The 26,770-nt window shown below is 61.9% G+C and carries 30 protein-coding genes; 17 read left to right on the forward strand and 13 right to left on the reverse strand.

What is annotated here, in order from left to right:
- Positions 1-142 precede the first annotated feature (142 nt).
- From NMA58_RS17100 to NMA58_RS17125, 6 genes are all read right to left on the reverse strand, one after another.
- Complete coding sequence (locus tag NMA58_RS17100) at positions 143-2,065, reverse strand: HAMP domain-containing methyl-accepting chemotaxis protein (protein WP_434711421.1); 1,923 nt, start codon at positions 2,063-2,065, stop codon at positions 143-145.
- 245 nt (positions 2,066-2,310) lie between these two features.
- Positions 2,311-4,020 carry a methyl-accepting chemotaxis protein gene (locus tag NMA58_RS17105; RefSeq protein WP_434711422.1) on the reverse strand — a complete coding sequence of 570 codons (1,710 nt, stop codon included), beginning with the start codon at positions 4,018-4,020 and terminating at the stop codon, positions 2,311-2,313.
- A gap of 30 nt (positions 4,021-4,050) precedes the next feature.
- Positions 4,051-4,560, reverse strand: a complete 510-nt coding sequence (locus tag NMA58_RS17110) for a chemotaxis protein CheW (protein ID WP_434711423.1) — start codon at positions 4,558-4,560, stop codon at positions 4,051-4,053.
- Positions 4,557-6,605 (reverse strand): chemotaxis protein CheA, encoded by a 2,049-nt coding sequence (locus NMA58_RS17115; protein WP_434711424.1) that lies wholly within the window; start codon positions 6,603-6,605, stop codon positions 4,557-4,559. Before NMA58_RS17115 ends, NMA58_RS17110 begins: the two co-directional genes overlap by 4 nt.
- Positions 6,602-6,970 carry a response regulator gene (locus NMA58_RS17120; protein WP_434711425.1) on the reverse strand — a complete coding sequence of 123 codons (369 nt, stop codon included), beginning with the start codon at positions 6,968-6,970 and terminating at the stop codon, positions 6,602-6,604. Before NMA58_RS17120 ends, NMA58_RS17115 begins: the two co-directional genes overlap by 4 nt.
- A complete protein-coding gene (locus NMA58_RS17125) occupies positions 6,967-7,296 on the reverse strand; it encodes an STAS domain-containing protein (RefSeq protein WP_434711426.1) in 330 nt (109 codons plus the stop codon). The genes NMA58_RS17120 and NMA58_RS17125 overlap by 4 nt, the downstream gene beginning before the upstream one ends.
- Before the next feature lie 340 nt (positions 7,297-7,636).
- On the opposite strand from NMA58_RS17125, the gene NMA58_RS17130 reads away from it, so the two are divergent.
- Positions 7,637-9,379, forward strand: coding sequence for a chemotaxis protein (locus NMA58_RS17130; protein ID WP_434711427.1), 1,743 nt, complete (start codon positions 7,637-7,639; stop codon positions 9,377-9,379).
- 117 nt (positions 9,380-9,496) lie between these two features.
- Here NMA58_RS17130 and NMA58_RS17135 read toward each other — a convergent pair whose 3' ends face one another.
- Complete coding sequence (locus NMA58_RS17135; protein WP_434711428.1) at positions 9,497-10,579, reverse strand: tetratricopeptide repeat protein; 1,083 nt, start codon at positions 10,577-10,579, stop codon at positions 9,497-9,499.
- Between the two features lie 10 nt (positions 10,580-10,589).
- Positions 10,590-11,243 (reverse strand): thiamine phosphate synthase, encoded by a 654-nt coding sequence (locus tag NMA58_RS17140; protein ID WP_434711429.1) that lies wholly within the window; start codon positions 11,241-11,243, stop codon positions 10,590-10,592.
- Positions 11,244-11,351: 108 nt separating this feature from the next.
- Between NMA58_RS17140 and NMA58_RS17145 the strand changes: the two genes are divergently transcribed.
- Together NMA58_RS17145 and NMA58_RS17150 are read left to right on the forward strand one after the other, a co-directional pair.
- A complete protein-coding gene (locus NMA58_RS17145; RefSeq protein WP_285192594.1) occupies positions 11,352-12,116 on the forward strand; it encodes a sulfite exporter TauE/SafE family protein in 765 nt (254 codons plus the stop codon).
- Positions 12,117-12,186: 70 nt separating this feature from the next.
- The gene (locus NMA58_RS17150) at positions 12,187-12,447 is read left to right on the forward strand and encodes an ArsR/SmtB family transcription factor (protein WP_003542830.1); all 261 of its coding nucleotides are present in this window, start codon (positions 12,187-12,189) and stop codon (positions 12,445-12,447) included.
- A 199-nt stretch (positions 12,448-12,646) separates the two neighbouring features.
- Here NMA58_RS17150 and NMA58_RS17155 read toward each other — a convergent pair whose 3' ends face one another.
- Complete coding sequence (locus NMA58_RS17155; protein ID WP_008533139.1) at positions 12,647-12,820, reverse strand: YdcH family protein; 174 nt, start codon at positions 12,818-12,820, stop codon at positions 12,647-12,649.
- A gap of 228 nt (positions 12,821-13,048) precedes the next feature.
- Between NMA58_RS17155 and NMA58_RS17160 the strand changes: the two genes are divergently transcribed.
- The 8 genes from NMA58_RS17160 to NMA58_RS17195 all read left to right on the forward strand — a co-directional run bounded on the left by NMA58_RS17160 (position 13,049) and on the right by NMA58_RS17195 (position 19,975).
- Positions 13,049-13,252 carry a YdcH family protein gene (locus NMA58_RS17160; protein WP_010028538.1) on the forward strand — a complete coding sequence of 68 codons (204 nt, stop codon included), beginning with the start codon at positions 13,049-13,051 and terminating at the stop codon, positions 13,250-13,252.
- Positions 13,253-13,268: 16 nt separating this feature from the next.
- Positions 13,269-13,763, forward strand: coding sequence for a 5-(carboxyamino)imidazole ribonucleotide mutase (purE, locus tag NMA58_RS17165; protein ID WP_064811306.1), 495 nt, complete (start codon positions 13,269-13,271; stop codon positions 13,761-13,763).
- On the forward strand, positions 13,760-14,836 hold the full coding sequence (locus tag NMA58_RS17170; protein ID WP_434711430.1) for a 5-(carboxyamino)imidazole ribonucleotide synthase: 1,077 nt from the start codon (positions 13,760-13,762) through the stop codon (positions 14,834-14,836). The genes purE and NMA58_RS17170 overlap by 4 nt, the downstream gene beginning before the upstream one ends.
- A gap of 165 nt (positions 14,837-15,001) precedes the next feature.
- Positions 15,002-15,127, forward strand: a complete 126-nt coding sequence (ykgO, locus tag NMA58_RS17175) for a type B 50S ribosomal protein L36 (protein ID WP_003582204.1) — start codon at positions 15,002-15,004, stop codon at positions 15,125-15,127.
- Positions 15,128-15,234: 107 nt separating this feature from the next.
- The gene (locus tag NMA58_RS17180) at positions 15,235-15,849 is read left to right on the forward strand and encodes a tetratricopeptide repeat protein (protein WP_097597281.1); all 615 of its coding nucleotides are present in this window, start codon (positions 15,235-15,237) and stop codon (positions 15,847-15,849) included.
- 113 nt (positions 15,850-15,962) lie between these two features.
- Positions 15,963-17,018: an alpha/beta fold hydrolase gene (locus tag NMA58_RS17185; RefSeq protein ID WP_434711431.1), complete on the forward strand. Its 1,056-nt coding sequence runs from the start codon at positions 15,963-15,965 to the stop codon at positions 17,016-17,018.
- 125 nt (positions 17,019-17,143) lie between these two features.
- Positions 17,144-18,880, forward strand: a complete 1,737-nt coding sequence (gene ggt, locus NMA58_RS17190; RefSeq protein WP_434711432.1) for a gamma-glutamyltransferase — start codon at positions 17,144-17,146, stop codon at positions 18,878-18,880.
- A 120-nt stretch (positions 18,881-19,000) separates the two neighbouring features.
- Positions 19,001-19,975, forward strand: coding sequence for a threonine ammonia-lyase (locus NMA58_RS17195; protein WP_434711433.1), 975 nt, complete (start codon positions 19,001-19,003; stop codon positions 19,973-19,975).
- Between the two features lie 54 nt (positions 19,976-20,029).
- Here the strand turns inward: NMA58_RS17195 and NMA58_RS17200 are convergent, their stop codons facing one another.
- Positions 20,030-20,926 (reverse strand): LysR substrate-binding domain-containing protein, encoded by an 897-nt coding sequence (locus tag NMA58_RS17200; protein ID WP_434711434.1) that lies wholly within the window; start codon positions 20,924-20,926, stop codon positions 20,030-20,032.
- Positions 20,927-21,043: 117 nt separating this feature from the next.
- On the opposite strand from NMA58_RS17200, the gene NMA58_RS17205 reads away from it, so the two are divergent.
- Genes NMA58_RS17205 through NMA58_RS17215 form a run of 3 tightly spaced genes read left to right on the forward strand, consistent with a single transcriptional unit; the run spans position 21,044 to position 22,409 of the window.
- Complete coding sequence (locus tag NMA58_RS17205) at positions 21,044-21,463, forward strand: tautomerase family protein (RefSeq protein ID WP_434711435.1); 420 nt, start codon at positions 21,044-21,046, stop codon at positions 21,461-21,463.
- Entirely contained in the window at positions 21,460-21,861 is a 402-nt protein-coding gene (locus NMA58_RS17210) for a cupin domain-containing protein (RefSeq protein WP_085779387.1), read from the forward strand. Before NMA58_RS17205 ends, NMA58_RS17210 begins: the two co-directional genes overlap by 4 nt.
- On the forward strand, positions 21,858-22,409 hold the full coding sequence (locus NMA58_RS17215; protein ID WP_434711436.1) for a DUF4865 family protein: 552 nt from the start codon (positions 21,858-21,860) through the stop codon (positions 22,407-22,409). The genes NMA58_RS17210 and NMA58_RS17215 overlap by 4 nt, the downstream gene beginning before the upstream one ends.
- Positions 22,410-22,411: 2 nt before the next feature.
- Here the strand turns inward: NMA58_RS17215 and NMA58_RS17220 are convergent, their stop codons facing one another.
- The 3 genes from NMA58_RS17220 to NMA58_RS17230 all read right to left on the reverse strand — a co-directional run bounded on the left by NMA58_RS17220 (position 22,412) and on the right by NMA58_RS17230 (position 25,095).
- Positions 22,412-23,044 carry a LysE family translocator gene (locus tag NMA58_RS17220; protein WP_434711437.1) on the reverse strand — a complete coding sequence of 211 codons (633 nt, stop codon included), beginning with the start codon at positions 23,042-23,044 and terminating at the stop codon, positions 22,412-22,414.
- A gap of 126 nt (positions 23,045-23,170) precedes the next feature.
- A complete protein-coding gene (gene pyk, locus NMA58_RS17225; RefSeq protein ID WP_097597269.1) occupies positions 23,171-24,610 on the reverse strand; it encodes a pyruvate kinase in 1,440 nt (479 codons plus the stop codon).
- The gene (locus NMA58_RS17230) at positions 24,610-25,095 is read right to left on the reverse strand and encodes a DUF1036 domain-containing protein (protein WP_434711438.1); all 486 of its coding nucleotides are present in this window, start codon (positions 25,093-25,095) and stop codon (positions 24,610-24,612) included. The genes pyk and NMA58_RS17230 overlap by 1 nt, the downstream gene beginning before the upstream one ends.
- A gap of 199 nt (positions 25,096-25,294) precedes the next feature.
- On the opposite strand from NMA58_RS17230, the gene NMA58_RS17235 reads away from it, so the two are divergent.
- The 3 genes from NMA58_RS17235 to NMA58_RS17245 all read left to right on the forward strand — a co-directional run bounded on the left by NMA58_RS17235 (position 25,295) and on the right by NMA58_RS17245 (position 26,770).
- Positions 25,295-26,083 (forward strand): N-formylglutamate amidohydrolase, encoded by a 789-nt coding sequence (locus NMA58_RS17235; protein ID WP_434713446.1) that lies wholly within the window; start codon positions 25,295-25,297, stop codon positions 26,081-26,083.
- A gap of 26 nt (positions 26,084-26,109) precedes the next feature.
- Positions 26,110-26,415, forward strand: a complete 306-nt coding sequence (locus tag NMA58_RS17240) for a DUF1244 domain-containing protein (protein WP_430957975.1) — start codon at positions 26,110-26,112, stop codon at positions 26,413-26,415.
- 91 nt (positions 26,416-26,506) lie between these two features.
- Positions 26,507-26,770: a DUF2312 domain-containing protein gene (locus NMA58_RS17245; RefSeq protein WP_008533181.1), complete on the forward strand. Its 264-nt coding sequence runs from the start codon at positions 26,507-26,509 to the stop codon at positions 26,768-26,770.

Raw genomic sequence — 26,770 nt, forward strand, 5'->3', positions numbered from 1 at the left:
CTCCGACGAAACCCCACGCCGGAATGAATGGACTTCCGTGTCGCTCCCTCGAGCGTCGAAAGCTTGCGTCGCGGGCCATACTGGCCGGCCCACGATAGTGGCGAAGGGAGATAGCGCTCATGCGCTTCCCCCGGGGAGGCGCCTAGGCGCTCTCCTTGAATTCGTCATCACCGGCGTCCGGGCCGCCCATCGACATGTCGAGGGCAAATCCCTTCACGCGGGCCTGCTGGCCGGCGACCGTATTGACCGGCGCCTTGCCGGCCGGCTTGCGCGGTGCGGGCTGAGCCCGGCTGCGGGCGGGGACTCTTGCATCGGGTGCGCGCTCGCGGCGTGCACCGGCCATATCGACCTTGAAGAAGGCGATCGATGTTTGCAGTTCTTCGGCCTGGCTCGCGAGCTCCTCGGACGTCGCCGACATCTGCTCGGAGGCGCCAGCGTTCTGCTGCGTCACCTTGTCGAGCTGCTGAATCGCTTCGTTGATCTGCGCAGCCCCGATATCCTGTTCGCGGCAGGCCGCACTGATTTCGGCAACCAGTTCCGCCGTCTTGCGGATATCCGGCACCAGCCGTCCGAGCATTTCGCCCGCGTCCTGGGCGGCCGTCACCGTGTCGCTCGACATCGCGCTGATTTCGGCGGCAGCCGACTGGCTGCGTTCTGCAAGCTTGCGCACTTCCGAGGCGACGACCGCAAACCCCTTGCCATGCTCGCCGGCGCGTGCCGCCTCGACGGCCGCATTGAGAGCCAGGAGATCGGTCTGACGGGCGATTTCCTGGACGATGCCGATCTTCTGGGCGATCGTGCGCATGGCATCGACCGCACGAGAGACCGCTTCGCCACTCGCTTCCGCGTCCTTGGCCGACTGCCGCGCGATTTTCTCGGTTTGGGCGGCGTTGTCGGCATTCTGCTTGATGTTGGATGCCATCTCCTCCATCGAGGCTGAAGCCTCTTCGGCCGACGCGGCCTGTTCGGTAGCGCCCTGTGACACCTGCTCCGAGCTTGCCGATAGCTCCTGGCTGCCGGCAGAGACATTCTCCGCAGCCGAAATCGCGTCGGCGACGACGCCACGCAGGCGCTCGACCATCTGCTCCAGGGCGATGCCCAGCGCATCCTTGTCGGAGAGCGGCTTCGGAGACACGGTGAGATCGCCGTTTGCGATCTGATTGGCGATGCCCGCCGTGGTCCTGAGGTTGGCGATCATGCTCTGCATTGCGATGCCGAGCGTATCCTTGTCCGAAAGCGGCTTGGCATCGGTGGTTAGATCGCCCATGGCGATCTGATCGGCTAGCGCTGCCGTGGCGCGCAGATTGGCGGTCATGGCATTGACCGTATTGATGAGATCCTTGATCTCGTCATTGGTCCTGACATCGACCGTCTGGTTGAGATCGCCGACGGCGACGGCGTTTGCAACGGTGGTGATCTTTCGCAGGCCGTTGTTGATTCCGAGTGTGATCCAGAGCGCGGCACCAAGCGCGACAAGCACGGCGAGACCTGATGCCGCCGTAAGGATCAGCTTGGTCGAGTTGTAAAGCTCGGTGTTGGAATGGTCGGTCGCCTGCATGCCCTTGCGCTGGATCTCGGTGAGGGCGGTGATCGCCTCGCCCATCTCTTCGGTCATCGTTCTCAGATCGCCAAGCGAAAGCGCCAACGCACCTGATTTGTCCCCCCGAGTCTCCAAGTGCTGCAGCTCGGCGGATTTTTCACGGAATTTCCCGCCGATGGTCCGCAGCTTCTCCCAATACGGCTTGCCTTCCGGCGAGGCGATGGCAAGGCCGGCGTCGACGGCGTCGAACATCACCTGGAGGTTCTGATCGGCTTCCTTGTAGAAGCCGGTAGCAGCATCGGGATCCGTGGAAAGCAGCGCGTTCTTCTGGGCACGAATGGCATTGACTTCGGCAATGTTGGCGTTCAACGCCAGCTCCAGGCGCCGCATCGGGCCGTCGATCATCTTGCCGCTTGCCTCGTTTAAGGTGCCGAGGCTGAAGCTTCCATAGACCGCAATGCCGATCAGCAGCAGCGTCATGATCCCGAAAGCGAGACCCAATTTAAGTTTGATGGTGAAACGCATGTGATACCCCATTCTATGCGTCAAAACGATTGGATAGCGACGTTCCCGTCCACGGAACATCGAACTTCAAAGTGACATGTCTGAAAGGGGGAAAGCGATTGCATTCACTTCCCGGCAGCCGGACATCGATCGGTCGCAGCGCCAACGCCTACACGCGTTGGGGATATTTGCGCCTCGGGCCATAGGAGCAGCCAGAGGGATCACATCGAGGCGAAAGCATTCCCAGGGTGCTTTCGCGGGAGCGCCTATGCGCTTTCCCGAAAATCGTCGTCGCCGGCATCCGGGCCGCCCATCGACATATCGAGAGCAAAACCCCTGAGGCGCTGCTGCTGGGCGGAAACCGTCTGGCCGCGGCCCTGGCCTTGCGCCTGCGGCGCCGGTTTGCGGACGCCGGGCTGGGCCTTGGGTGCCCTGCCGGCAGCATTCGTCTGGGCCTTCTGAACGCCGGACCGGGTGCTGCCTGCCGTATCGACCTTGAAGAAGGCGATGGAAGCCTGCAGCTCTTCGGCTTGGGAAGCGAGTTCTTCGGAGGTGGCCGACATCTGCTCGGAGGCGCCGGCATTCTGTTGCGTCACCTTGTCGAGCTGCTGAATCGCCTCGTTGATCTGCGAGGCGCCGATATCCTGTTCGCGGCAGGCGGCGCTGATTTCGGAGACCAGTTCTGCTGTCTTGCGGATATCAGGCACCAGCCGGCCCAGCATTTCGCCGGCATCGGCGGCAGCCTTGACCGTGTCGCTCGACATGGAGCTGATTTCGGCGGCGGCCGACTGGCTGCGTTCGGCAAGCTTGCGCACTTCCGAGGCCACCACCGCGAAACCCTTGCCGTGTTCCCCGGCGCGAGCGGCTTCGACAGCAGCGTTCAAAGCCAGCAAATCGGTCTGTCGAGCGATTTCCTGGACGATGCTGATCTTCTCGGCAATCGTGCGCATGGCGTCGACAGCACGCGTTACCGCTTCGCCGCTCGCTTCCGCGTCCTTGGCCGACTGCCGGGCAATCTTCTCTGTCTGGGCGGCATTGTCTGCGTTCTGCTTGATGTTGGCGGCCATCTGTTCCATCGAGGCCGAAGCCTCTTCGGCCGAGGCCGCCTGTTCGCTGGCGCCCTGCGACACCTGTTCCGAGCTTGCCGAAAGCTCCTGGCTGCCGGAGGAGACGTTATCGGCGGCCGACAGCGCGTCGGCGACAACGCCGCGCAGGCGTTCGATCATCGTATTAACGTTGCCGAGGAGCTCGCCAATTTCATCATGGCTGGTGATATCGGCCATCTTCGTAAGATCGCCTTCCGATACTTCGCGAACCACGGTGTTGGCGCGCTTGAGGCCCCTGCTGATCGTGCTGGCGATCCAGAAGGCAGTGAGGGCAGCAATCAGCAGGGCAACGACAGCGACCGCGACCATCATCGTGCGTGTCGTCATGTACTGCTGCTCGGCGCCGTCGTCGGCAGCCTTCATGCGCTGCTTTTCAAGCGCGAGGATCTCGCTGAGCGTCGAGTCGATGTCATTGGCAGCGGCCCGCGCCGTGGTGACGGAGATGCTATTTGCGCCTTCCGCATTGCCGGCTTTCACATATTCGCGGATCTGATCATCGGCCGTATTGAAGGCCTTGGCGAGTTCGGCGATGCGGGCCCAGCGCGCCTTGCCTTCTTCCGTCGCCAGTGCCTGCACCTGGGTGAAGGCGTCGGCGAAGTCTTTGCGGGCCTGATTGCCCTTCGCGATTGAACCGGCCGTCTCTTCCGCTGTGCGGGCGGTGAGCAGGTTCTTCTGCTGGCGGATGGCCTCGAGCTGGGCGATGTTGATCTGCTGTGCCAGATCGAGGCGGGCTGCCGGGCCGGAGAGAAGCTTATCGATCGTATCGTTCAGCGATCCAAGGCTGAAGACGCCATAGCCGGCGGTGCCCAAGAGCATCAGAATGATAAAGGTGAACGCGCTCACCAGTTTCGTCTTTATTGTCAGTCGCATCGTCAAAACCCCCGTTGAATTCATCCAGCGTCAACTGGCGGCCCCCGCCGCATTATGTCTTGATGAAAAAATCGCCTGCAGATTTGGGAGAATGATGAACTCCCCGCCCCTCTTCACCAGGCAGTTGATGTAATCGGCGCGCCAGCGCATCCCGACGCTCGGCGGTGCCTCGCTCGCGGATTTTGCAAGCGTCGTCACCTCGTTCACTTTGTCGGTTCTGAGCCCGACGAGCGTCGCCTCGCCCTGCAGATCGATCTCGATGACGATGAAACGGCTGTCGATCGTTGCCTCTGCCGCCTCCATCCCGAAGGCGAGACGCAGGTCGGCCAGCGGAATGACCTTGCCGCGGAAGTTGATGACGCTGGCGACGAAGGGCTGGCTGCCCGGCACCGCGGTTTCCGGCAACAAGTCCAGGATTTCCTGGACGATGACTGCTTCGAGCGCGAAGGTCTCGCCGTTGAGATCGAAGGTCAGCACCTCGACTTCCTCGGCATAATTCCAGTGATTGTCGAACCGTTCGGCTGTTGCTGCTGCACTCATCCTGCTACCCGCAATTGCGCCTCCTGTTGCTGACCCGCGGCAACCAGGTGCCCGACATCGAGAATGAGGGCGACGCTGCCGTCGCCGAGAATGGTGGCGCCCGAAAAGGTCGCCACGTCATTGTGCAGTTTCGACATCGACTTGATGACCGTCTGGTGGTCGCCGATGATCTGGTCGACGACGAGGCCGACCCGCTCCGTGCCTGTGGAGATGACGACGACCTTCTGATGCACGTCCGGCTTGGTGCCGGTGCGGAAGAGGTCGCGCAGGCGCAAAAATGGCACCAGGCTGTCGCGCAGCGAGATGAAGCTGCGGCCGCGCGAGCGGAGATCTTCCTCGAGCGACAGTTCGAGGCATTCCTCGACCGCCGAGAGCGGGATGACGTAGCGGCCGGAACCGACCCGCACCAGCAGGCCGTCGATGATGGCAAGCGTCAGCGGAATGCGCAGCGACACTTCCGAACCCTGACCGGGCACGCTGACGATATCGATCGCGCCGCGAAGCGCTTCGACCGTCTTCTTGACCACGTCCATGCCGACGCCGCGCCCGGACAGATTGGTGATCGCCGCCGCCGTCGAAAAGCCGGGGGCAAAGATCAGCTGCAGGAGCTCGGAGTCCGAAAGCGGCTGGCCGGGATGAATGAGACCGGAGGATTCCGCCTTGGCGCGAACCCGTTCACGATTGATGCCCCGCCCGTCGTCCTTGATGGAGATGATCACCTCGCCGCCGGCCTGGCGGGCCGAAAGCGTCACCGTACCGGCTTCGGTTTTGCCGGCGGCCAAGCGGTCGGCGGGTGTTTCGAGGCCGTGATCGATCGAGTTGCGCACCAGATGCACCAGCGGATCGGCCAGGCGCTCGATGACCGTCTTGTCGACTTCGGTGGTCTCGCCTTCTGTCACCAGCTCGATCACCTTGCCGGTCTCGCGGGCGAGATCGTGGACAAGGCGGCGGAAGCGGGAGAAGAGTGTTGCGACCGGCACCATGCGCAGCACCATCATCGTGTCGCGCAATTCACCGGAGAGGCGTTCGATTTCTTCCGAGACGGAGCGCAGCGCGATATCGGCGCTGGCGCTGGCGAGCTGGCTGAGGCGCGATTGCGCGATGACGAGCTCGCCGACACGATCCATCAGTTCGTCGAGACGTTCGGCCGGAACGCGGACATTCTCGGCCGCCTTCGCCTGGCTGGCCGCAGGCGCCTCGCGCCTGGCCGGAACCGCCTCGACAGGACGGAATTCCGGCACGGCGGGTGCCGGAACAGGCGCCGGCGACGCAGCGGCGACAGGGGCAGGCACCGGCATTGTTTCGGCCGGGCCGGTCAATGCCGCTGCCGCGGCGTCGATCTCCTCGACGCTGAGTTCCATATCGTCGAGCACGAAGATGAAGACGTCGTCGATTGCCGAACGATCCTGCTCGCTGGTCAGTGTCACATCCCAGGAAACGTACAGTTCCGTCGGCGTGAGATCGCCGAGAGGCGGAATGGCCGCGGTGTTGGCGCGCACGCTGCATTCGCCGAGATCGCGCAACTCGTCCAGCAGGCCGAGCGGATTGGTGCCGTTGGCCATCGAATTGGCCGGCAGGCTGAAACGGATGCGCCAGCTGTTCTTCTTCTTTGCAGGCGCCGCATTGACGGCGGCGGGTGCGGGAACGGGAGCTGCCGCGGGCGCTGCCGTCTTGCCGCCGACGGCCGCCTGCAGCTGCGCCAGAAGCCTGCTGCCGGTATCGCCATGATTGGCATCCGGCTGGTCGACAAGGGCGCGCATATGGTCCTGGGCGGCAAGGACGGCAGCGACGAGCTCACTGGTCGCTGCGACCTCACCCTTGCGGACGCGGTCGAAAGCGGTTTCGCAATGATGGGTGAAGGCGGCGAGCGCCTCGAAACCGAACATTGCGCCGGATCCCTTGAGCGTGTGAAGCCCGCGGAATACGGCGTCGACGAGATCCTTATTGTCGAGCTGGTGAGTGAGGTCGAGAAGACCGGTCTCGATCGCTTCGAGGCATTCGGCAGCCTCTATGCGGAATACTGCGACGGGGTCGAGCGTACTCATCGTCCGAGGACCTTCTTCACGATCTTCACGAGACTTTCCGGGTCGAACGGCTTGGTCAGCCAGCCGGTCGCGCCGGCGGCCTTGGCACGCGCCTTGAGATCGGCATCAGACTCCGTCGTCAGAAAGATGATCGGAACACCGGCCTGCGCTGGCAGCTTGCGCAGTTCCTCGATCATCGTCAGGCCATCCATGACCGGCATGTTGAGATCGGTCACGATCAGATCGAAGCTGCTGCTCTTGGCCGCCATGAGGCCTTCCGCCCCGTTGACCGCTTCGGTGACGCTGTAGCCGGCATTGGTCAGCGTGACTTTTGTAGTCAGGCGGATGCTGGCGGAATCGTCTACGGTCAGGATGTTGGCACTCATAATGTCACCTCTTTATGCAACCAGAACTTTAAGTCTTCTTGATCGAAAGATTCGATGAAACCGGCGCGCTCAAGTACCTTCAGCAGTGAGCCGCTGACCGGAGAAGAAAGCCTGAACGTCTTTCCGTCAGATTTTGCTTGACGACGCGCTGCCTCGATAAGCTGAATGAAACTAATGTCAGCTTCGGCGTCAGCGATTATGCTGACGACAATGTCATATTTACTATTAAATTCGTCCATAAGCTTGGAATGTAGTTCAGCCACATGACGAATGCTTAGCACACCCGGTAAATTTATAGATTCATAATATTGGCTCTTAGCATCCAATGCAGCCTCCTGGGCCCGAGAAATACTTGCGACCCTAAGAGGACTCTCACGACAGCGTTAATGCAGCGTAAACAGCGGTTGTAGAAAACCGACGTGGGGCGCAGTCCGCGACTCCCAATTCTTATCTGGAATAAGTTGTATATTTCTCGGAAAATTTAGAGATAAATAAAGTAAAAACAGAATCTTAAATGGCCCCTTTCGGCCACGCGCTGCACCGGGCGCCTCGTCTCAAACCTTTCATTAATCACAACGCAGGCGAGTCTGGCGCGTTTACCGGACATTTCCATCCTGCCCGTAGAAATAGAGTCAAATGGCCTGCGTTTTAAGAAAAGGTATAAATGTGGCACACGCTCTGGTAACATCCAACGCTGCAGCCTACACATCGGGGCGGGAGATCAGTCAGACCTTGGAATCCGCCCGCTGCCAAGTCGAGGAGCGTTTTCTCGAGGGCGGCTCGGTGCTGCTGTCGGTGATGGATGTCCTCAACCGCTTGCTGAATTCGCTCGAAAGTGTCGCCAAGGCACTCGATGACAACGAGGCGAGCGATACCAGCGCCGATCTCCGCGCCACTGTGGAGAGCCTGCTTGCGTTGCCGGTGACCGAAGAAAACCGCCAGCAGGCACTCGTCTCACTGGCGCAAACCGGCAGGGAACTGCGCAAGCATGTCGCCGACATGCAGGAGACGATGCGTTATCTCAGAACCTTTGCCGTGACCGTAAAGATCACCGGCGCCGGCCTTGCCGAATTCGCCGGCTTTGCGCAGGAGATTTTGGAACGTATCTATTCGGGTACCGACGAGGTCAATCGCTTCGCTGCCCATCTCGACAGCCTCGAGAAAGAGGTCAAACTCGCCGCGTCCTTCGGCGTCAGCGTTTCCAAAGGCTACGCCGATACCGTTCCCGCCGTCGCCGAAGCCCTGCGCGACGATGCCGCCAAAATCGCCGAACATCGCAAGAATCTCGGGGTTATCGCCCGTGAGGTCGGCGCGATCGCACGCGGCGTCCAGAGCAAGGTCAGTTCCACTCTATCGGCCCTGCAGATCGGCGATATCACCCGTCAGCGCATCGAGCATGTACAAGCAACCTTTTCGCTGCTTGAAGATTTCCTCACCGGCGAAGATGGCACGAGGCTCGAGACCGGTGCGCGCCAGCGTCTCCAGAATGTCGTTCACCATCTGACCGCGGCGCAGATGAGCGACATGTGCGTCAATTTCCAGCGGGATTCGGAGAATGTCGTCAAGACGATTGCGAGTTTCGACCACGACATGCGGGAAATCCTCAAACTGCGCGATCAAATGGGCGCGGAAAGCGGTGAAGCCGGCGGCAACTTCATGCGCGCGCTGGAATCCAGCGTTTCCGCCGCCCACGAGATCGTCAAGCAGGTCGACACGGCAAGCCGGCAGGCCGACCAGGTAAGCCATTCGACAATCGGCACGGCCGCCAAGCTTTCCGAAGCCATCACCAACATCCGCGTCGTCAGGACCGACATCCATTACATGGCTTTGAACACCAATCTGCGCTGCAGCCGGCTTGGAGAGGAAGGCAAATCGATCAATGTCGTCACAGCCGAGTTGCGCATCTTCGCCGGCAAGCTCGACGAATCCGCCGACGCCATCGTCAACGGCCTGCCGGCGCTCGAAGCCGCCGCCGGGCGCGTGGCTCCGGCCACGGACGCCGCGGCCGGCGGGCTGGGCGAGAGCCTGACCTCGGCCGTCGGCAACATCCGTTCCGCGGCCAACGTCATGGAAAACGAGTTGAAGGTGCTCGCCGAGAACGGCCGCGAGGTCGCCACCAAGATCGGTCTGTTGATCGGCAAGCTCGACTTCCAGCACGAACTCGGCGATGTCCTTGCCCGCTGTGCCGATGTGCTCGAAGGCGTCGCCGGCACCGATGTCGCCGATATCTCCGATCTCGCGGAGGCCATCGCACCGCTCGACCGCAAGATCTTCAAGCTCTATACGATGGTCCAGGAGCGCAACATTCATCGCGACATCATCCCGGCAAGCGAGGAGAGCATTCCAGCGCCGGCCGAGACCGCCAAAGTCGAAAATGACGAGGATCTTTTCGCCGACGCGCTTTTCTAAAGCATGTCTCGCAAAACTGTGCGGCGGTCTTGCGATAAAGACATAAGGAAAAACCGACAGCATGATAAGCAAACCTGAAAGATCGCGGCATGCCTTAGAGAATGAAGCGCGCGGCCGCTATCGCCGCCGGAACTTGTTGGCGGCATCGATCGCCGCCTTCTGCTGATCGTCCTCGATCCCGAGATAAAAATCCTCGAGCGAGGGATCGGCAAGCCCGGCACGGCGCGACAGCACATACCACTTCGCCGCCTCGATCGGATTCGGCGCCGTGCCGATGGCGTTGATGTAGAGATGGGCGAGTTTGTTCTGCGCGACGACATTGCCGCCATTGGCGGCAAGTTTCAGCCATTCGAAACCCTTGACGTAATCCTTCGGGCCACCAACGCCGTTGACGAGCCAGATGCCGAGATCGAGCTGGGCCGTGTCGAAGCCGGCACGCGCTGCGCGCGCCATCCACTCGCGGGCGAGCTGCTTCTTTTCCTGCGGCAGGTCCTTCAGCGTTCCATAGATCTGCGCCACGGCATATTGCGAATCGGCAATGCCCTGCTCGGCTGATTTCTCGTAGAACGGCAGCGCGAGCTTCAGCCCCTTTTCGCCGGGATTGTCGGCGACGAGGATCTGCGCCCAGTTGAATTCGGCTGAAGGATTGCCGGCTTCGGCGGCCTTGCGCATATAGTCGTCGGCTTTGGCCTTGTCGCGCGGCACACCCTGGCCTTCCATCAGCATCAGGGCATATTTGAACATTGCCGCAGGATCGCCGCCTTCGGCCGCCTTGCCATACCAGAAGGCGGCATTCTTCACGTCCTTCTTGACGCCGAGACCCTGCGAGAGGATTTCGCCAATCAGCGTCTGCGCCGCCGGATCGCCGAGCTGGGCGCGCGGCAGCGCCTTGTCCATCGCGGTCAGATAGTAACCGCGCTGAAAGGCGCCGTACGCCTCGTCAATCGGCCCTTTGTAGTCCTTCTCCGGCGGAAGGTCGGGCAGCTTCGCGCCCATGCGGTCGAAAACGCCGACGCCATCCGAGGGCTTCACATCCCCGTTGGGGAGCCGGTCGGTGCGAAAGCTTGACGCCGGCGCGGTGCCTGGCTGGCTGATGACGCTGTCCGGTGCCTGCGCCACGGCGATATCAGACCCGCCCGCAGTGAGGGCGACCATGCTGGCAAGCAGATATTTCAAAGGGCGGGCGGGCAGGATCGGCATGAGCGGGATTTCAATCCTCAAACCGTGGCGCTTTTTCGTCGAGCAGAGCATTGATCTCGGCAACGATGGACGGCGCTCGGCCGGGCTCCCCGAATACCGCCAGCCGCAGCGCCACGAACTCTGCTCCGGTCTCAGCGACGGCAAGAGCCGACGCCGGATCGGTGCCGCCCATGACGATGCAGGGGATTTCGATCATTGAGGCCCACCATTCGCCCAGCGCAAGGTTCTTGGGATGCGCCTCCGGCTTGATATCCCCATCGAGCTTGCCGAAGAAGATATAATCCGGCCTGACTTCGCCGATCTCCAGCGCATTGTGCCGGTCGCTGGCATTGCCGCCGCCGACGATCAGCTTCGGAGCGTGTTTGTCGATCGCCTCCGACAGTGCCTGGGCATTGCCGGTAATATGCAGGCCATCCGCCTTCGCCCGTCCCGCCACGCGGCTATCGCCTGCAATCAGCGCGGCGGCCCCCGCATCCTGGATCACCGGCACCAGCTTTTCGGCATGTTTCTGGAAGGCGCCGTCGTCGAGCCCGTATTGCGGCACGATGACGGAGGCGACATCGCCGCCCTTCAGCGCATCGGCGACGATCTTTGCCTGTTCATCGGCGTCGGCGATATCGGGGACGATGAGCACCAGGCGGCAGCGGTTTTCGGCTTCGGTCATGAGGTCTTTCCGTTTCCTGCGAATTCCCTTCTCGAAATAACGGATCCGCACTCGTTTTGTGTGAGTAGTTCCGTTAGAGGAGGCTTGCAAGAGGAGGACGTCGAAAGCATGCCGCAGGACTTGTCATTCTACTACGCCGCCGTGCCCGCGGTTCTGCTTGTCGGCCTAGCAAAAGGCGGCATGGGCGACGCTTTGTCGCTGATCGGCCTGCCCTTTCTCGCCCTGGTCGTCTCGCCGCTCGAAGCCGCGGCGATCCTGCTGCCGATCCTGGTCTTCATGGACATGATCTCGCTCGTCATCTGGCGCAGGCATGGCGATTGGGCGACGCTGAGGATCATGCTGCCGGGCGCAATTTTCGGCATTGCCCTCGGCTGGGCGACCTCGGCGCTCGTTCCCGGCAACGTCCTTCGCGTCGTCATCGGCGCGGTGACGATCCTCTTCTGCCTGCGTTATTTCTGGAACAATTTCGGCCCGGGTGCCGGCAAGGTGGTTCCGCCGCGCGGCCAGCGGCCGGTGGCCGCCGGCCTCTGGGGCGCCTTCTCCGGCTACGGCAGCTTCGTCGCCCATGCAGGCGGCGCCCCCTTCCAGATCTATGCTTTGCCGCTCAAACTTCAGCCACGCGAATATACCGGCACCAGCGTGCGTTTCTTCGCGATCCTCAACGCCATCAAGCTGGTCCCCTATTTCGCGCTCGGCCAGCTCGACACGCAGAATCTTGCGACTTCGGCGACGCTGCTGCCTTTCGCGCCACTCGCTACCCTTGCCGGCGCCTGGTGCGTGCGGCGCATGAAGCCGGAGATCTTCTATCCTTTCATGTATGCCATGGCCCTGATCGCCGCCTTTCTGATCGCACGCGAGGGCCTTAGCGGCTGACAAAGGCCACGCTACGCTGCAATGCACAATTTCCTTGCCGGAAGGGCCGGTTTGACGTAGCTTTTCCAGCATGTCGAACACGGACCCTTTCTCTGCGATTGCTGATCCGAACCGGCGGTTTCTGCTGGAGGAATTGCGTCGCGCTCCAAGGACGGTCAACGAGCTCGCCGAAGGGCTGCCGATCAGCCGCCCGGCGGTCTCGCAACACCTAAAGGCGCTGCTCGACAGCAATCTGGTCTCGGTGACCTCGGAAGGCACGAAGCGCATTTACACGGTCAACAACCGAGGCTTCGACAAGCTCAATTTATGGCTGGATCAGTTCTGGGCCTGATGCCATCCCCGCCGTGGGACACGCTGCGATCACATGAAACTACTCGAATATGCCCTCGTGAAAGCGCCAGCCGCAATGCCTCAAGCATCGGACTGGCGCAAATCTGGTATGAGATCACCGGATCTTGCTGATCTTAGGCGGAATGGATGGATTTACCTCTTCTAACGCAAGATGATCGACCGGCGATCTCCTGGGAGGATTAGTGGACGGATGACTTGAGACGCTGAATCTCGTCCTTGATGCGCAGCTTGCGGCGCTTGCATTCGGCAATTTCGGTATCGGAGATAGAGGGAGCTGTTCTGAGCGCGTGCAACTCCTCCTCGAGTGCTACGTGCTTTTTCTGGAGTGATTCAAGATGAGCTTCAACTGTCATTTGACCCTTCCTTCCTCTTACCCTCCCCGACCATCATCGTCGGGGATCAAGGTGTCAACGGGGCGGACTGTGACATATTTTTGACGGCTTGTCGAAGGCCAAAAGATGAAGAAGAGATGGCAAATTCATGATCAAGACTAACTAGCCGTTACCCGTATTTGGTGATAGGAGCTTGCGGAAATCATCGGCAGATCGGACAAGGTCCGAGGACGATAACGGGGAATGCATATGGCCGATCAGGAACAGGCGGAAATCAGGCTCATGGTGGCGCGTCTGCGCCAGGAGCACGAGGATTTCGACGCTGCGATCAACGCCATGATCGAGACCGGATGCGACGCTCTGCGAATCCAGCGCATGAAGAAGAAGAAGCTCGTCATCAAGGACAAGCTCTCCAAGCTGGAAGACCAGATCGTTCCCGATATCATTGCCTGAAAGGAACGGTCGCAGGATGACAGATAGACCACTCGTCGCCATCATCATGGGCAGCCAATCCGATTGGGAGACCATGAAGAACGCGGCCGACACGCTGGAAGCGCTGGAAATCGCTTATGATGCGCGCATCATCTCAGCGCACCGTACGCCCGAGCGAATGATGAATTTCGCCAAGGGCGCACGTGCGGAAGGTTTCAAGGTCATCATCGCGGGCGCCGGCGGTGCGGCGCATCTGCCGGGCATGACCGCATCGATGACGCCGCTGCCGGTCTTCGGCGTCCCGGTTCAGTCGAAGACCATGTCCGGCCAGGACAGCCTTCTTTCCATCGTGCAGATGCCGGCCGGCATTCCGGTTGGGACCCTAGCCATCGGCAAGGCGGGTGCGGTCAACGCCGCTCTTCTCGCCGCTGCCGTGCTGGCCCTTTCCGACGAAGAGATTGCCGACAGGCTCGACGAATGGCGCGAGCGGCAGAGTGCTGCCGTCGCCGAATATCCAATGGACGACCAATGACCATAGGAACGATCGGCATTGTCGGCGGCGGCCAGCTCGGCCGCATGCTGGCCATCGCCGCCGCCAGATTGAATTTCCGCACTGTCATCCTCGAGCCGCAGCTCGACTGCCCGGCCGCCCAACTGGCGAACCGGCAGATCGTCGCCGCCTATGACGATCCCGCGGCGCTGGCCGAACTGGCAGACGCCTGCGACGTCGTCACCTACGAATTCGAGAATGTGCCCGTCACAGCCGCCGACGCGCTCTCGGCAAGCATCGCCGTCTATCCGCCTGCCAAGGCGCTCGAGGCCGCCCAGGATCGGCTCGTCGAAAAACGCTTCCTCAACGGCTGCGGCATATCAACCGCTCGCTTTCATGCAGTCGACAGCCAGGCCGATCTCGAAACCGCACTGAAAGATTTCGGCGGCCAAGGCGTGCTGAAGACCCGCCGTCTCGGTTATGACGGCAAGGGGCAGAAGGTTTTCCGCTCGCCCGCCGACAACCCTGACGGCGCCTATGGCGCGCTCGGGGCCGTGCCGCTCATCCTCGAAAGCTTCGTCGCCTTCGAGCGAGAGGTCTCGATCATCGCCGCGCGTGCCGCGGATGGGACGGTCGTCTGCTTCGATCCCGCCGAGAATGTCCACCACAACGGCATCCTCCACACCTCGACCGTTCCGGCCGCAATCTCGGCGACGACTGCGGAGGCCGCTCGTCAATCGGCGGAAAAGATTCTCGCCGCGTTGAACTATGTCGGCGTGATCGGCATCGAATTCTTCGTGCTCGCCGATGGCGGCTTGGTCGCCAACGAGATGGCGCCGCGCGTCCACAATTCCGGTCATTGGACGGAAGCCGCCTGCGTCGTCAGCCAGTTCGAGCAGCATATCCGCGCTGTCGCCGGCCTGCCGCTCGGCAATGGCGAGCGGCACTCCGACTGCGTCATGCAGAATTTGGTCGGTGACGATATCCTTGCCGTCCGCGACTGGCTGCAGCGTCCCGACACGCTGGTTCACCTCTATGGCAAGAGCGAGTGGCGCCCCGGCCGCAAGATGGGTCATGTCACGACATTGGCGCCGAAATTGCCGGTTTCGGGATGAGAAAACGGCCGTGCGGCTTGGGAAAAACACCGTCACGTGGTTGACACGCTGGAGGTGACGAGGTATCTGCACCCCCACCTAAAGAGCGCGCCCCGACGGCGCGCTTTTGATTGTTAAAGTTACGGGCGAATGTGAATTCCCCCATAGAGATCGCGGATCAGAAAAATGAAGATCAAGAATTCGCTCAAGTCGCTCAAGGCACGTCACCGTGACAACCGTCTGGTTCGTCGCAAGGGCCGCATTTACATCATCAACAAGCTGAACCCGCGCTACAAGGCTCGTCAGGGCTGATTGCGCGAATCCGGATCGTGCGCCGCTCAGAGTGCGGCAACGGACATCCGGGGGTCGCTGCGGTGATCACGGCTAATTTGTTTGATCTTCGGCGCTGGCGGACTAATATGTCCGCCATGCGCTTTTTTGCTTTGACGTCAGCGGTGCTGCCGCTCGCCTTCATCCTCTCCACCTCCCCGTTTCCGGTCGCCGCGGCGGAAAAGAACGTCATTGTCGAGCGGAGGGATGCCACTAGTTCGCCGAAGCAGCGTCTCGATCAGCTCTTCAGTCAGCTGAAGCGCGAGCGTGATCCTGATAAGGCCAGCAGCATCGCCAATGAAATTCGTCTGGAGTGGAATGATTCCGGCAGTGCGACCGTGAACCTGCTGATGCAATGGGCCGACAAGGCGATCGAGGAAAAACGCAATCCCGCCGCCCTCGATTTCCTCGACGAGGCGATTGCCCTCAAGCCCGATTACGCCGAGAGCTGGAATCGCCGCGCCACGCTGAATTTCATCATGGGCAATTACCGAAAGTCGATGTCCGACATCGAGCATGTGCTGGATATCGAGCCACGCCATTTCGGCGCGCTCTCCGGCATGGCCGCGATCCTCAACAATTCCGGCAATGATCAATTGACCCTGAAGGCCTGGGAACGGTTCCTCGATATCTATCCCGCCGATCGCACCGCGCAGGAGCAGGTCAACATGCTTGCGGAAAAACTGGCCGGCAATCGGACCTGAAGAAGCAGGCTCGCCGAGCTTGACCTGCGCCCAGAGCGCGCAATTTTAGAACTGTCGAGGGAATTTGACACGATCGTCCCCCGCAAAATCCATCGATCGTCGCCGTTAAGATCATGCTTGCCGAAGTTTCCGCTCTTCTCGCCCCGCTCGCCGCCGTCATCGGCTACTCCTCTTACAAGGCGCGGCAATTCGAACAGACCTATCCGAATATCGGCGAGTTAACGGATGTCGGCGGCTACCGCATGAACGCCGTCCATGTCGAGCGTCCCGAAAATGCGGACCTGCCGGCGCTCGTCTTCATTCACGGCGCCAGCGGCAATCTGCTCGATCAGATCGTCGCTTTTCGCGCACCGCTCGAAGGCCGGGCGGAAATGCTGTTCGTCGATCGTCCCGGTCACGGTTATTCGGAGCGCGGCGGCCCTGAGAACGCCCTTCCCTCGGGCCAAGCCGATGCAATCGCCCGACTGATGGAAAAGCGCGGCATCGAGAAGGCGATCATCGTCGGCCATTCCTTCGGCGGCGCGATCACCGCCGCCTTCGGCCTGCGCCACCCGGATAAGACCGCCGGCCTGCTCTTCCTCGCGCCGGCCACCCATCCGTGGCCCGGCGGCATCGACTGGTATTATCATGTGGCGACCGTGCCGGTCATCGGTTGGCTCTTCAACCACGCCGTCGTCGTTCCGCTTGGACTGAGCCGGCTGGAGCGCGGCACGCTGAATGTCTTCCGTCCCAATCCACGCCCTGCCGACTACATCGAAAAAACCGGCCCGTCGCTGGTGCTGCGGCCGCACACCTTCCACAACAATGCAGCCGATTTCAAAAGACTGCTCGCCTATGTGAAGGAGCAGTCGCCGCTCTATTCGCAGATCACCGCGCCGACCGTCATCATCACAGGCGACCGCGACGAGATCGTCTGGGAACACCTGCATTCGCGTGGCCTTGCCCGCGATATAGCAGGCTCCGAACTCGTTACGGTCCGCGGCGTCGGCCATAAGCCGGATTATCTCGCCACCGACGTCGCCATCGCCGCCATGGAAAAGATCGCCGGCGAGCCGCACGACCTCCAGTCGGCCGCCCGCCGGGCCGAAGAAAGGCTCGCCGCCTCTCTGCATAGTCCGGCGGTCCAAACCCAGCCGTCGCTGATGCCGGGGGCTCTCCACGGCGTTTGATCTCTCCGGCGGTGTTCCTCTCGGGACATTCGCTCCGCTTCCTCGCACAAAGCCTGCTCCTTGCATTGCCGCGGGCCGCAGCAGCCCCATATGTCTTTCCGTTGTTGTCCATAGGAGGGGAAATCATGGGCCGGCTGCATATCGGGACGATCTCCGTCATATCGGCATTGTCGCTAACTCTGACGACGGCCTTCGCGGCCTCGCCCGCACCGGTCGAAGCCGAACACGGGATGGTCGTCACCGCCCAGCATCTGGCGACCGATGTCGGCGTCGAGGTGCTGAAGAGCGGCGGCAACGCCGTCGATGCAGCGGTCGCCGTCGGTTATGCACTGGCGGTCGTCTATCCCTCGGCCGGCAATCTCGGCGGCGGCGGCTTCATGACCATCCGCCTGAAAGACGGCACCAAGACCTTCCTCGATTTCCGCGAACGCGCGCCGCTCGCCGCGACAAAGACCATGTATCTCGATGCTAAGGGCGATATTGTGCCGCGGGCCAGCCTTGATGGCTATCTCGCCGTCGGCGTTCCGGGCTCCGTCATGGGTTTCGAGACGGCTCGCGAGAAATACGGCACCCGCTCACGCCAGGATCTGATCGCTCCCGCGCTCCGCTTCGCCAAGGAGGGCTATACGCTGGAACAGGGTGACGCGGCGATCCTTGCCGGCAGCACCAAGCGCCTTGCCAAGGACGAGACGGCGGCGAAGATTTTCCTGAAACCGGACGGCAAGCCCTATGGCTCCGGCGAAAAGCTTGCGCAGCCGGATCTCGCTGCAGTCCTGGCGGCCATTTCGGAAAAAGGACCGGACGCCTTCTATAAGGCTTCCCCCGCCGAGGCGATCGTAAAAGCGAGCCAGGCCAAGGGCGGCATCCTCGCCAAGGAGGACTTCGCGCAGTATGCCGTGCGCGAGCTGAAGCCGATCGAGTGCAATTACCGCGGCTATGACATCATCTCCTCGCCGCCACCCTCTTCCGGCGGCGTGATCATATGCGAGATCCTCAACGTCCTCGAAGGTTATCCGCTCTCCTATCTCGGCTACGCCTCGGCTGAAACCGTGCATGTGATGGTCGAGGCGATGCGCTACGCCTATGTCGACCGCAACGCGGCCCTCGGCGATCCCGATTTCGTCGACAATCCGGTCGAAAAACTGCTCGACAAGAGCTACGCCAATGAGATCGCAGCAAAGATCGATCCCTACAAGGCCGGGACTTCGGCCAACCTGGAACCGCTCGGCGGCAAGGAAAGCAACGAGACGACCCACTATTCGATCATTGACGACGAGGGCAATGCGGTTGCCGTGACCTATACACTGAACGGCTCCTTCGGCGCAGCGGTCGTGGCACCCGGCACCGGCATTCTGCTCAACAACGAGATGGACGATTTCACCTCCAAGCCGGGTGTGCCGAACCTTTATGGCCTCGTTCAGGGCGAAGCCAACGCCATCGCTCCGAAGAAGACGCCGCTCTCCTCGATGAGCCCGACGATCGTCACCCGCGACGGCAAGCCCTTCATGGTGATCGGCAGCCCCGGCGGTTCGCGCATCATAACCATCACGCTGGAGGCGATTTTGAATGTCGTCGATTTTGGCATGGATATCAGCCAGGCAGTCAACGCACCGCGGCTTCATCACCAATGGCAGCCCGACAAGGTCTATCTCGAGCCCTATGCGCTCTCGCCGGATACGGAAAAGACGCTTGCGGCAATGGGCTATAGCTTCGACGGCGGCAACGACGCGCCGCTCTGGGGCCAGGCCGCTGGCATCCTCGTTGGCGGCAAAAGCCTTGCCGCCATCGAAAAGGGCGGCGGCGCTCGTTACAACGGCGCCATGGACGCCCGCGCGACAGAAGGCTCGGCGGGCGGCTATTGACGGTCGGCGAGCCGCCGGGCATTGCGCATGGTCATTCATGTCACGGTGACAAAGTCGCCGTTCACAAACCGTTTGCCCCGTCCTATGCATGAGCGACGCCGCAAGCAGGACGATTCTCGAATGGTCAGCATTGAAATGATTGTTGCCGCCCGCGCTCGACTGCGTGGTCGCGCGCGCCGCACGCCGCTTCTCTCCTCCCCCTTCCTGGACGAGATCGCCGGCCGGCGCCTGTTCGTGAAGGCGGAATGTCTGCAGCATTCGGGTTCCTTCAAGTTTCGCGGCGGCTGGTCTGCCGTCTCCGGGCTCGACCCGGCAGTACGCGCACGCGGCGTCATCGCCTTCTCCTCGGGCAATCATGCGCAGGGCGTCGCTCTTGCCGCCAAGCTGCACGGCGTGCCCGCCGTCATCATCATGCCGAGCGATGCGCCGAAGCTGAAGATCGCCAATACCCGCGCCTTTGGCGCCGAGGTCGTACTCTACGACCGCGCCAACGAGGATCGCGACGAAATCGGCGCCCGCCTCTCCGCCGAGCGCGGCCTGACGCTGATCAAACCTTTCGACGAACCGCTTGTCATCGCCGGTCAGGGCACGACTGGTCTCGAAATCTCCGAACAGGCGGAAGAAGAAGGTATAACGGAAGCCGAGGTGCTCGTTCCCTGCGGCGGCGGCGGACTGACGTCAGGCATCGCGCTCGCCCTCGAAGCCAGCGCCCCCGGCTTTCGCGTCCGTCCCTGCGAGCCCAGGGACTTCGACGATACCACCCGCTCGCTCGCCTCCGGCAGGATCGAACGCAACGCCTCGATGTCGGGTTCGATCTGCGATGCGATCATCACACCGGAGCCGGGCAGGATCACCTTCCCGATCTTGAAGCGCCTCGCCGGCGCCGGCATCGTCGTCACCGACGACGAGGCGCTGCGCGCCATGGCGCTGGCCTTCGTCAGATTGAAGATTGTCGTCGAGCCGGGCGGCGCCGTGGCGCTGGCTGCCGCCCTCTTCCACGGCGAGGCGCTGGAAAGCGATACCGTCGTCGCCGTCACCTCCGGCGGCAATGTCGATACCGACATCTTCGCTATGGCGTTGGAACGCTTCGGCTGAATAACAGGGCGGATTCATTGATCGGGGCCTGCGCTCGCAGAGGCAAGCGAGAGATCAGCCTGCCGTCCCGTGCAGCGCGCCATGAACGGACTGTAGAACCAGTTCGCCAAGCCGCGCCGCAGCTGGTTGCAGCTCAGCTTCGGCTCTATGCAGCACCAGGCCGAGCTTCGGCAGCTCAGGCAGGCCGATTGCCTCTGGCGCAAGCGCCCGGACCTTTGCCGGCAGGCCGATCGGCGTGCGGATGGTCAAACCGAGACCCGCCGCCGTCGCTGCCCAGAGGCCGCCGAGACTGGGGCTGACGAATGCGAGCCGCCAGGAGATTCCCGCCGCGTCGAGCGCCTTGGTCGCCGCACTGCGCAACAGGCACGGCGCCTCCAGCGAGGCAAGCGGCATCGGCTCGCCGCTTGCCGCATGCCAGCCGGGCTGTCCCTCGGCAGGCCCGATCCAGCACATCGGCACTTCGCCGATGCGCTCGCAATGCGCCGTCAATTTCCCGTCGCTCCAGGCGAGTGCCAAATCGAGCTTGCCTGAGGTGACCCGCTCGAGAAGTTCGGCATTGCGCACCACCCGCGCCTCGATGCGGACTTTCGGGTGGGCCCGCGCGAAACGGCCAAGCACCTCAGGCAACAAGCTCTCGCCGAAATCCTCCTGCAGACCGAGCCGCACCCAGCCTTCCAGCTCAACGCTGTGCACGGCCGCCGCCGCCTCGTCATTGAGCTCCAGCAACCGTGTGGCATAACCTAGCATTGTTTCGCCGGCATCGGTCAGCGCCAGCCCGCGCCCCGCCTTGCGGAAGATTGGGGTGCCCGCCTGTTCCTCCAGCTTCTTCAGCTGCGCGCTGACCGCTGACGTCGAACGCCCAAGCTTTTCCGCCGCCTTGGCGAAATTGCCGAGCTCCATGCCGGTCGAAAAGGTCCGCAGCACATCGAGATCGAAGATCGTTCGCCGCATCGTATTGTTCCAAATTTTGGGATATTTGATCCATAAAATTCTGATTTTCAGCATCATCCTGTGCTGCGATGATGCTGTTGTCAAGGCCGCCGGACGGCCCGAACCATGGAGATCCCAATGCCCTTCGTTCGCATCTCTCTTCGCAAAGGCAAGTCACAGGACTATCTCGCAGCGCTTGCCGACAACGTCCAGCGCGCACTGGTCGAGACCTTCGACGTGCCCGAAAACGACCGCTTCCAGGCCATCCATCAGCATGATGAGAATGAACTGATCTTCGACCGCAGCTATCTTGCCGGCCCTCGCTCGGACGATTTCGTCTATATCTCAGTCACGATCGGCCGGCCGCGAACGGGGGAGATGAAAGCAGCGCTGTATCGGCGGCTCGCCGAGCTGCTGACCCAATCGTCGGGCCTTCGGCCGGAAGACCTGATGATCGTCGTCAGCACCAGCGCGCCTGAGGACTGGTCCTTCGGCAACGGAATCGCCCAAATGACCGATCCGGACTGGCGGCTGCAGATAGCCGGAGGCCGGCAATGAGCGCTTCGAACCCGAAATCGATGACCGTCAGGCGACCTGGTAAGGTGACCCGCTCGCCCGAAGGCGTGGCAACCGCGCCCTTCTGGGTTGAGATGCTGCTCGAAGGCACCGACGGCGAAAATACCGCGATGCGTGCCACGCTCGATCCGGGCACCATCACCCGCTGGCACACCCATCCCAAGGGGCAGTTGCTCTATGTCCTTGCGGGACAGGGCTTAGCACAGAACGAGGGCGGCTCGGTTGAGGAATTGCGTGCCGGCGATGCGGTTTGGTTTGCGCCCGGCGAACGCCACTGGCATGGCGCCGCCGCTGACAGCCCGTTCACTTATATCAGCATCCAGCCGGCGGAAAATGGCAGCTTTGTCGAATGGCTGGATCCAGTGGAGGCACGGCCATGATCGCTATGCAATACAGCTTTACCCTGCCGGCCGATTACGACATGTCGAACATCGACCGCCGCATCCGCGACAAGGGGCCGTTGCTCGACGGCTTCCCCAATCTCGGCTTCAAAGCCTATCTCAGCGCCCGCATCGGCGAATTCGGCAGCCGCGACAACCTGTATGCACCCTTCTACCTCTGGCGGAGGCCGGAACGGGCAGGCGACTTCCTCTGCGGCACGGGTTTCCAGGCGCTCACCAGTGCCTTCGGCTGGCCGCAGGTGAAGACCTGGATCGTATGGGAGGCGCAAATCTCGCCCGATATCGCCGCTGCCGCGTTCGCAACCCGCAATATTCTGCAGACGGACGCCCATGCACCGCTTGCCGATCTCCGGCGGGCCGAAATCGCAGAGGCCGAAGCCGATCTGGCGGTAGGCGCACTCGCCTCCGTCTCCGGCTTCGAACCGACGACATGGACCCGCATACGCTTCAGCTTGTGGCGGGAGCCTCCCGAGATCGGCGATGACGCGCAGACCTACCGCGTTGGCCATATGTCCTTGGCCCGATGAGTTTAGGCGGTGGCCCGACGGTAAAAGGCAAGCGATCCCGCAAGGGCGAGCAGCGCGCCGCCGCATGCGCGTTCTAGCCATAAGGCGCCTGACGTTTTCAGGAAACGGACCGCCTGCGAGCCGAAGAAAGCGTAACCGAACATGATGATGAAATCGAGCACAGCGAAGACAAGGGCGAGCAGCAAATACTGCGCCGTCTGCGGCTGGGTGGGCTCGATGAACTGCGGCAGAAAGGCGGAGAAGAAGAGATATCCCTTCGGGTTGGTCGCTGCGACCATGAAACTCTTCAGCCCGAGCGAAAAGGTCGATCTCGCGGCCGCCTCATCGGACTTCAGCGCCGCGTCGATCGTGCCCTTCGAGCGCAAGAGCATGATGCCGAGAAAGCCGAGATAGGCGGCACCCGCCCATTTCAGCATCGAGAACCAGAATTCCGATGCCGCAAGCAGCGCGCCGAGTCCGACAGCCACAGCGCCGATCAGGACGAAATCCGAAAGAACCGCGCCGACCATGCCGGCGACCGCGCGGCGCAGCCCATGCCGAGAACCATTTGTCAACGCCAGCAGCACTGTCGGTCCTGGTGTGGCGATACCGACGAAGGAAACGGCCGCGAAAGCCAAAAGAGTGACGATATCCATGATGATCCCTCCAAACCCGAGGATCGAGACTTGCATGCGCCGCATCCCTTGGCAATGCCTGGTCACATGAACAAAAAAAGCCTGCCGCCCTTTTAGGCAGCAGGCTTCATCACAGATGCGATCGGATCAGACGCCGCTCTGGCCGTCCGAACCGATATAGGCGATGCGCAGCATGTTGGTGGCGCCCGGCGTGCCGAGCGGCACGCCGGCCGAGATGATGATGCGATCGCCCGGCTTGCCGAAACCCTCGTCGGCGACGATGCGGCAGGCGCGGTTGACCATGTCGTCGAGATCGGTCGCGTCATGGGTGACGACGCAATGCAGGCCCCAGACGATGGCAAGCCGGCGCGCCGTCTTGATGATCGGCGACAATGCCAGGATCGGCACCTGCGGGCGCTCTCGCGAGGCGCGGAGACCCGTCGTGCCCGACGAGGTGTAGCAGACGATCGCCGACAGCTTCAGCGTTTCGGCGATTTGACGGGCAGCAAGCGAGATCGCATCGGCGCCGGTTGCTTCCGGCTGGGCGCGCTGAGCATAGATGATACCGGGATAATGCGGCTCGCGCTCGATGGCCGTGGCAATCGAGGCCATGGTCGAGACGGCTTCGACCGGATAGTCGCCCGAGGCCGATTCGGCCGAGAGCATGACGGCATCGGCACCTTCGAAGACGGCGGTCGCGACGTCTGATACTTCGGCGCGTGTCGGCACCGGCGCTGAAATCATCGATTCCAGCATCTGCGTGGCGACGACAACCGGCTTGCCCGAACGGCGGCAGGCACGGATCAGCTGCTTCTGAATGCCTGGAACCGATTCGAGCGGCATTTCGACGCCGAGATCGCCGCGGGCGACCATCAGAGCGTCGGAAAGCTCGATGATCTCCTCGATGCGCTCGAGAGCCTGCGGTTTTTCGATCTTCGACATCAGGCCGACGCGGCCGCGGGCGATCTTGCGCACTTCGGCTAGGTCGTCTGGACGCTGGACGAAGGAAAGCGCCACCCAGTCGACATCGTCGGTGGCGAGCACGGCGTCGAGATCGGACCGGTCCTTGTCTGTCAGCGCACCGACGCCGAGCAACGTGTCGGGAAGGCTGACACCCTTGCGGTCGGAAATGCGCGTGCCGGAGATCACCGTCGTGACGATGCTCTTCCCGTCGCACTTGTCGGCGCGCAGGCAGAGCTTGCCGTCATCGATCAGCAGACGGTGGCCAGGCTGCACCGATTCCAGGATCTCGGGATGCGGCAGGTAAACGCGTGTGGCATCGCCGAGCGCTTCATTGTTGTCGAGCGTGAAGGTCTGGCCGGGTTTCAGATCGACCTTGCTGTCGACAAACTTGCCGACGCGCAGCTTCGGTCCCTGCAGGTCGGCGAGAATGCCGATCGGCCGGCCTGAACGCGCCTCGACCGAGCGGATGCGCTGGATGAGCGTTCGCATGAGGTCGTGGCTCGCATGGCTCATATTGATGCGGAAGACATCGGCACCGGCCTGGTGCAGCTTCTCGATCATCGATTCCTCGGCGGAGGCGGGCCCGAGGGTGGCGAGGATTTTAACTTTGCGATTACGCTTCATCAATTCTGACTTTCTTGCGTCCCTGGGGTGTCGGAGAGTTGAACCATCCAGCTGCCCTGGCGGCCCGTGTCATATTCCTTGAATCCCATCTTCTGGTAGCCCCGGGCATAACAATCCTGCACGCCCGAGATCTTGAATTCGTTTTCCGCCACGCACATCTGCACGTCCCCCGTCCACCGTCCTCCCCGGGCGGCGTCCTCTGCGTAGAGGTAATAATAACGCGACTGCAATTCTCCCTCGATCAGCGTGGCGCAAGTCGTTGCCGGCACCTGCCACCAGCCCTCCGTGATCCAGCCGTCTTTGGCTCTGTATCCGATCGCTACCCCAACCAGATTTTGCGTTCCGTTGCACACGCGAAAGTCGGCGCGTGCGGCATCTGCGATGAAGAACGGCATGGCGGCTGCAACAGCAAACAGGGCGAGTCGGACCAGCGGTCCGGACCGCGTGAGGAAACTTGGCGCGGCTTGAATCAACACGGCTCCCAAATAGCTCCACGGTTATTCATATCCGTGCCTTCTTGCGCCGCCGCCATCCGAAAGTCAACGCAATGCTAATCGATTATATTCCCTTTCATAACGGTCCGCAAAGGTTCATATCCGCTGTCGCCGCCCGTCGCGCTTGAACCGGTCGCGGGCTCATGCAATCACTGGGCGCGACTGCGCAATGAGCAACGGCAATTCCTTCATGGACGACTTCCAATCCTTCGAAATTCTACCCGGAAAACATGACAAAGGCATGGTGATCCTCGCCGATCACGCAATGAACCGCCTTCCCGCCCGGTATGAAAGGCTCGGCCTGCCGGAGTCTGCCTTCGCCCGCCACATCGCCTATGACATCGGCATCGAGCGCGTGACGCGCCAGCTTTCAGCGAGGCTCGGCATACCAGCCGTGCTCGGCGGTTTCTCGCGGCTGCTGATTGACCCGAACAGAGGGGAGGACGACCCGACGCTGATCATGAGGATCTCGGACGGCGCCGTCATCCCAGGCAATCACCCGATCACGCCGCAGGAGTGGATTTACCGGATCGAAGCCTTTCATCGCCCCTACCACGAGGCCGTGGCAGGCACGATCGACGCGGTGGCGAATAGCACCGGCAAGGCACCGCTGGTGCTATCGCTGCATTCTTTCACGCCGGCATGGAAGAGCATTCCCCGACCCTGGCACGCCGCCGTTCTTTGGGACAGCGACCGGCGCGCCGTCGGCCCGCTGCTCGACAAGCTGCGCGCCGATCCCGATCTCGTCGTCGGCGACAACGAACCCTATGACGGCGCTTTGAAGGGCGATACCATGTACCGCCATTGTATGGCGACAGGAATCCCACATGCCCTGCTCGAAGTGCGTCAGGATTTGATCGCGGATGAAGCCGGCATATCGGCATGGGCCGAGCGCCTGGCGCCGATTTTTGCAGCGATGAATGCGAATCCGGCCCTGCACGAATACGACGTCCATCCGTCGCGCACCGGCCCCTATTGAGGCCCACGGAATGAAAGGAGAGCGAGATGACCGCGCTCAGCAAGGAACAACAGACCGAATTCGAAGCCGCCGCCTTCCGTCGTCTGGTCAAGCATCTTCGTGACCGCAGCGACGTCCAGAACATCGATCTGATGAACCTGGCCGGCTTCTGCCGCAACTGCCTGTCGAACTGGTACCGCGAGGCCGCCGAGGCCGAAGGTGTTCCGGTCAGCCGGGACGAATCGCGTGAGATGATCTACGGCATGCCCTACGAGGACTGGAAGAACCTCCACCAGAAGGAGGCCTCGCCTGTGCAAAAGGCGGCATTTGAGCTGAACAAGCCACACAAATAGTCCGCTTGGCCTTTAACAGGCTTGACCGTGACGCCGCTTCGCGGCAGTCACGTGCATCCCGAATTGATCACCGAAAAATCAGGAGAACACGATGTCTGATGCTCATGGCGTCGCCCGCGATCAGCTTCGCGCTTTCATCGAGCGCATTGAACGGCTGGAAGAAGAAAAGAAGACCATCGCCGACGACATCAAGGACGTCTATGGCGAAGCCAAGGGAATGGGCTTCGATACCAAGATCCTGAAGAAGGTCGTGGCGCTACGCAAGAAGGACGAGCAGGAGCGCATGGAGGAGGAAGCCATCCTCGACACCTATCTGCACGCGCTCGGCATGATCGAAGCGCCGCCGGAAGGCTGA

It is taken from the genome of Rhizobium sp. YTUHZ045, assembly GCF_051124255.1.
Classification (GTDB): Bacteria; Pseudomonadota; Alphaproteobacteria; order Rhizobiales; family Rhizobiaceae; genus Rhizobium.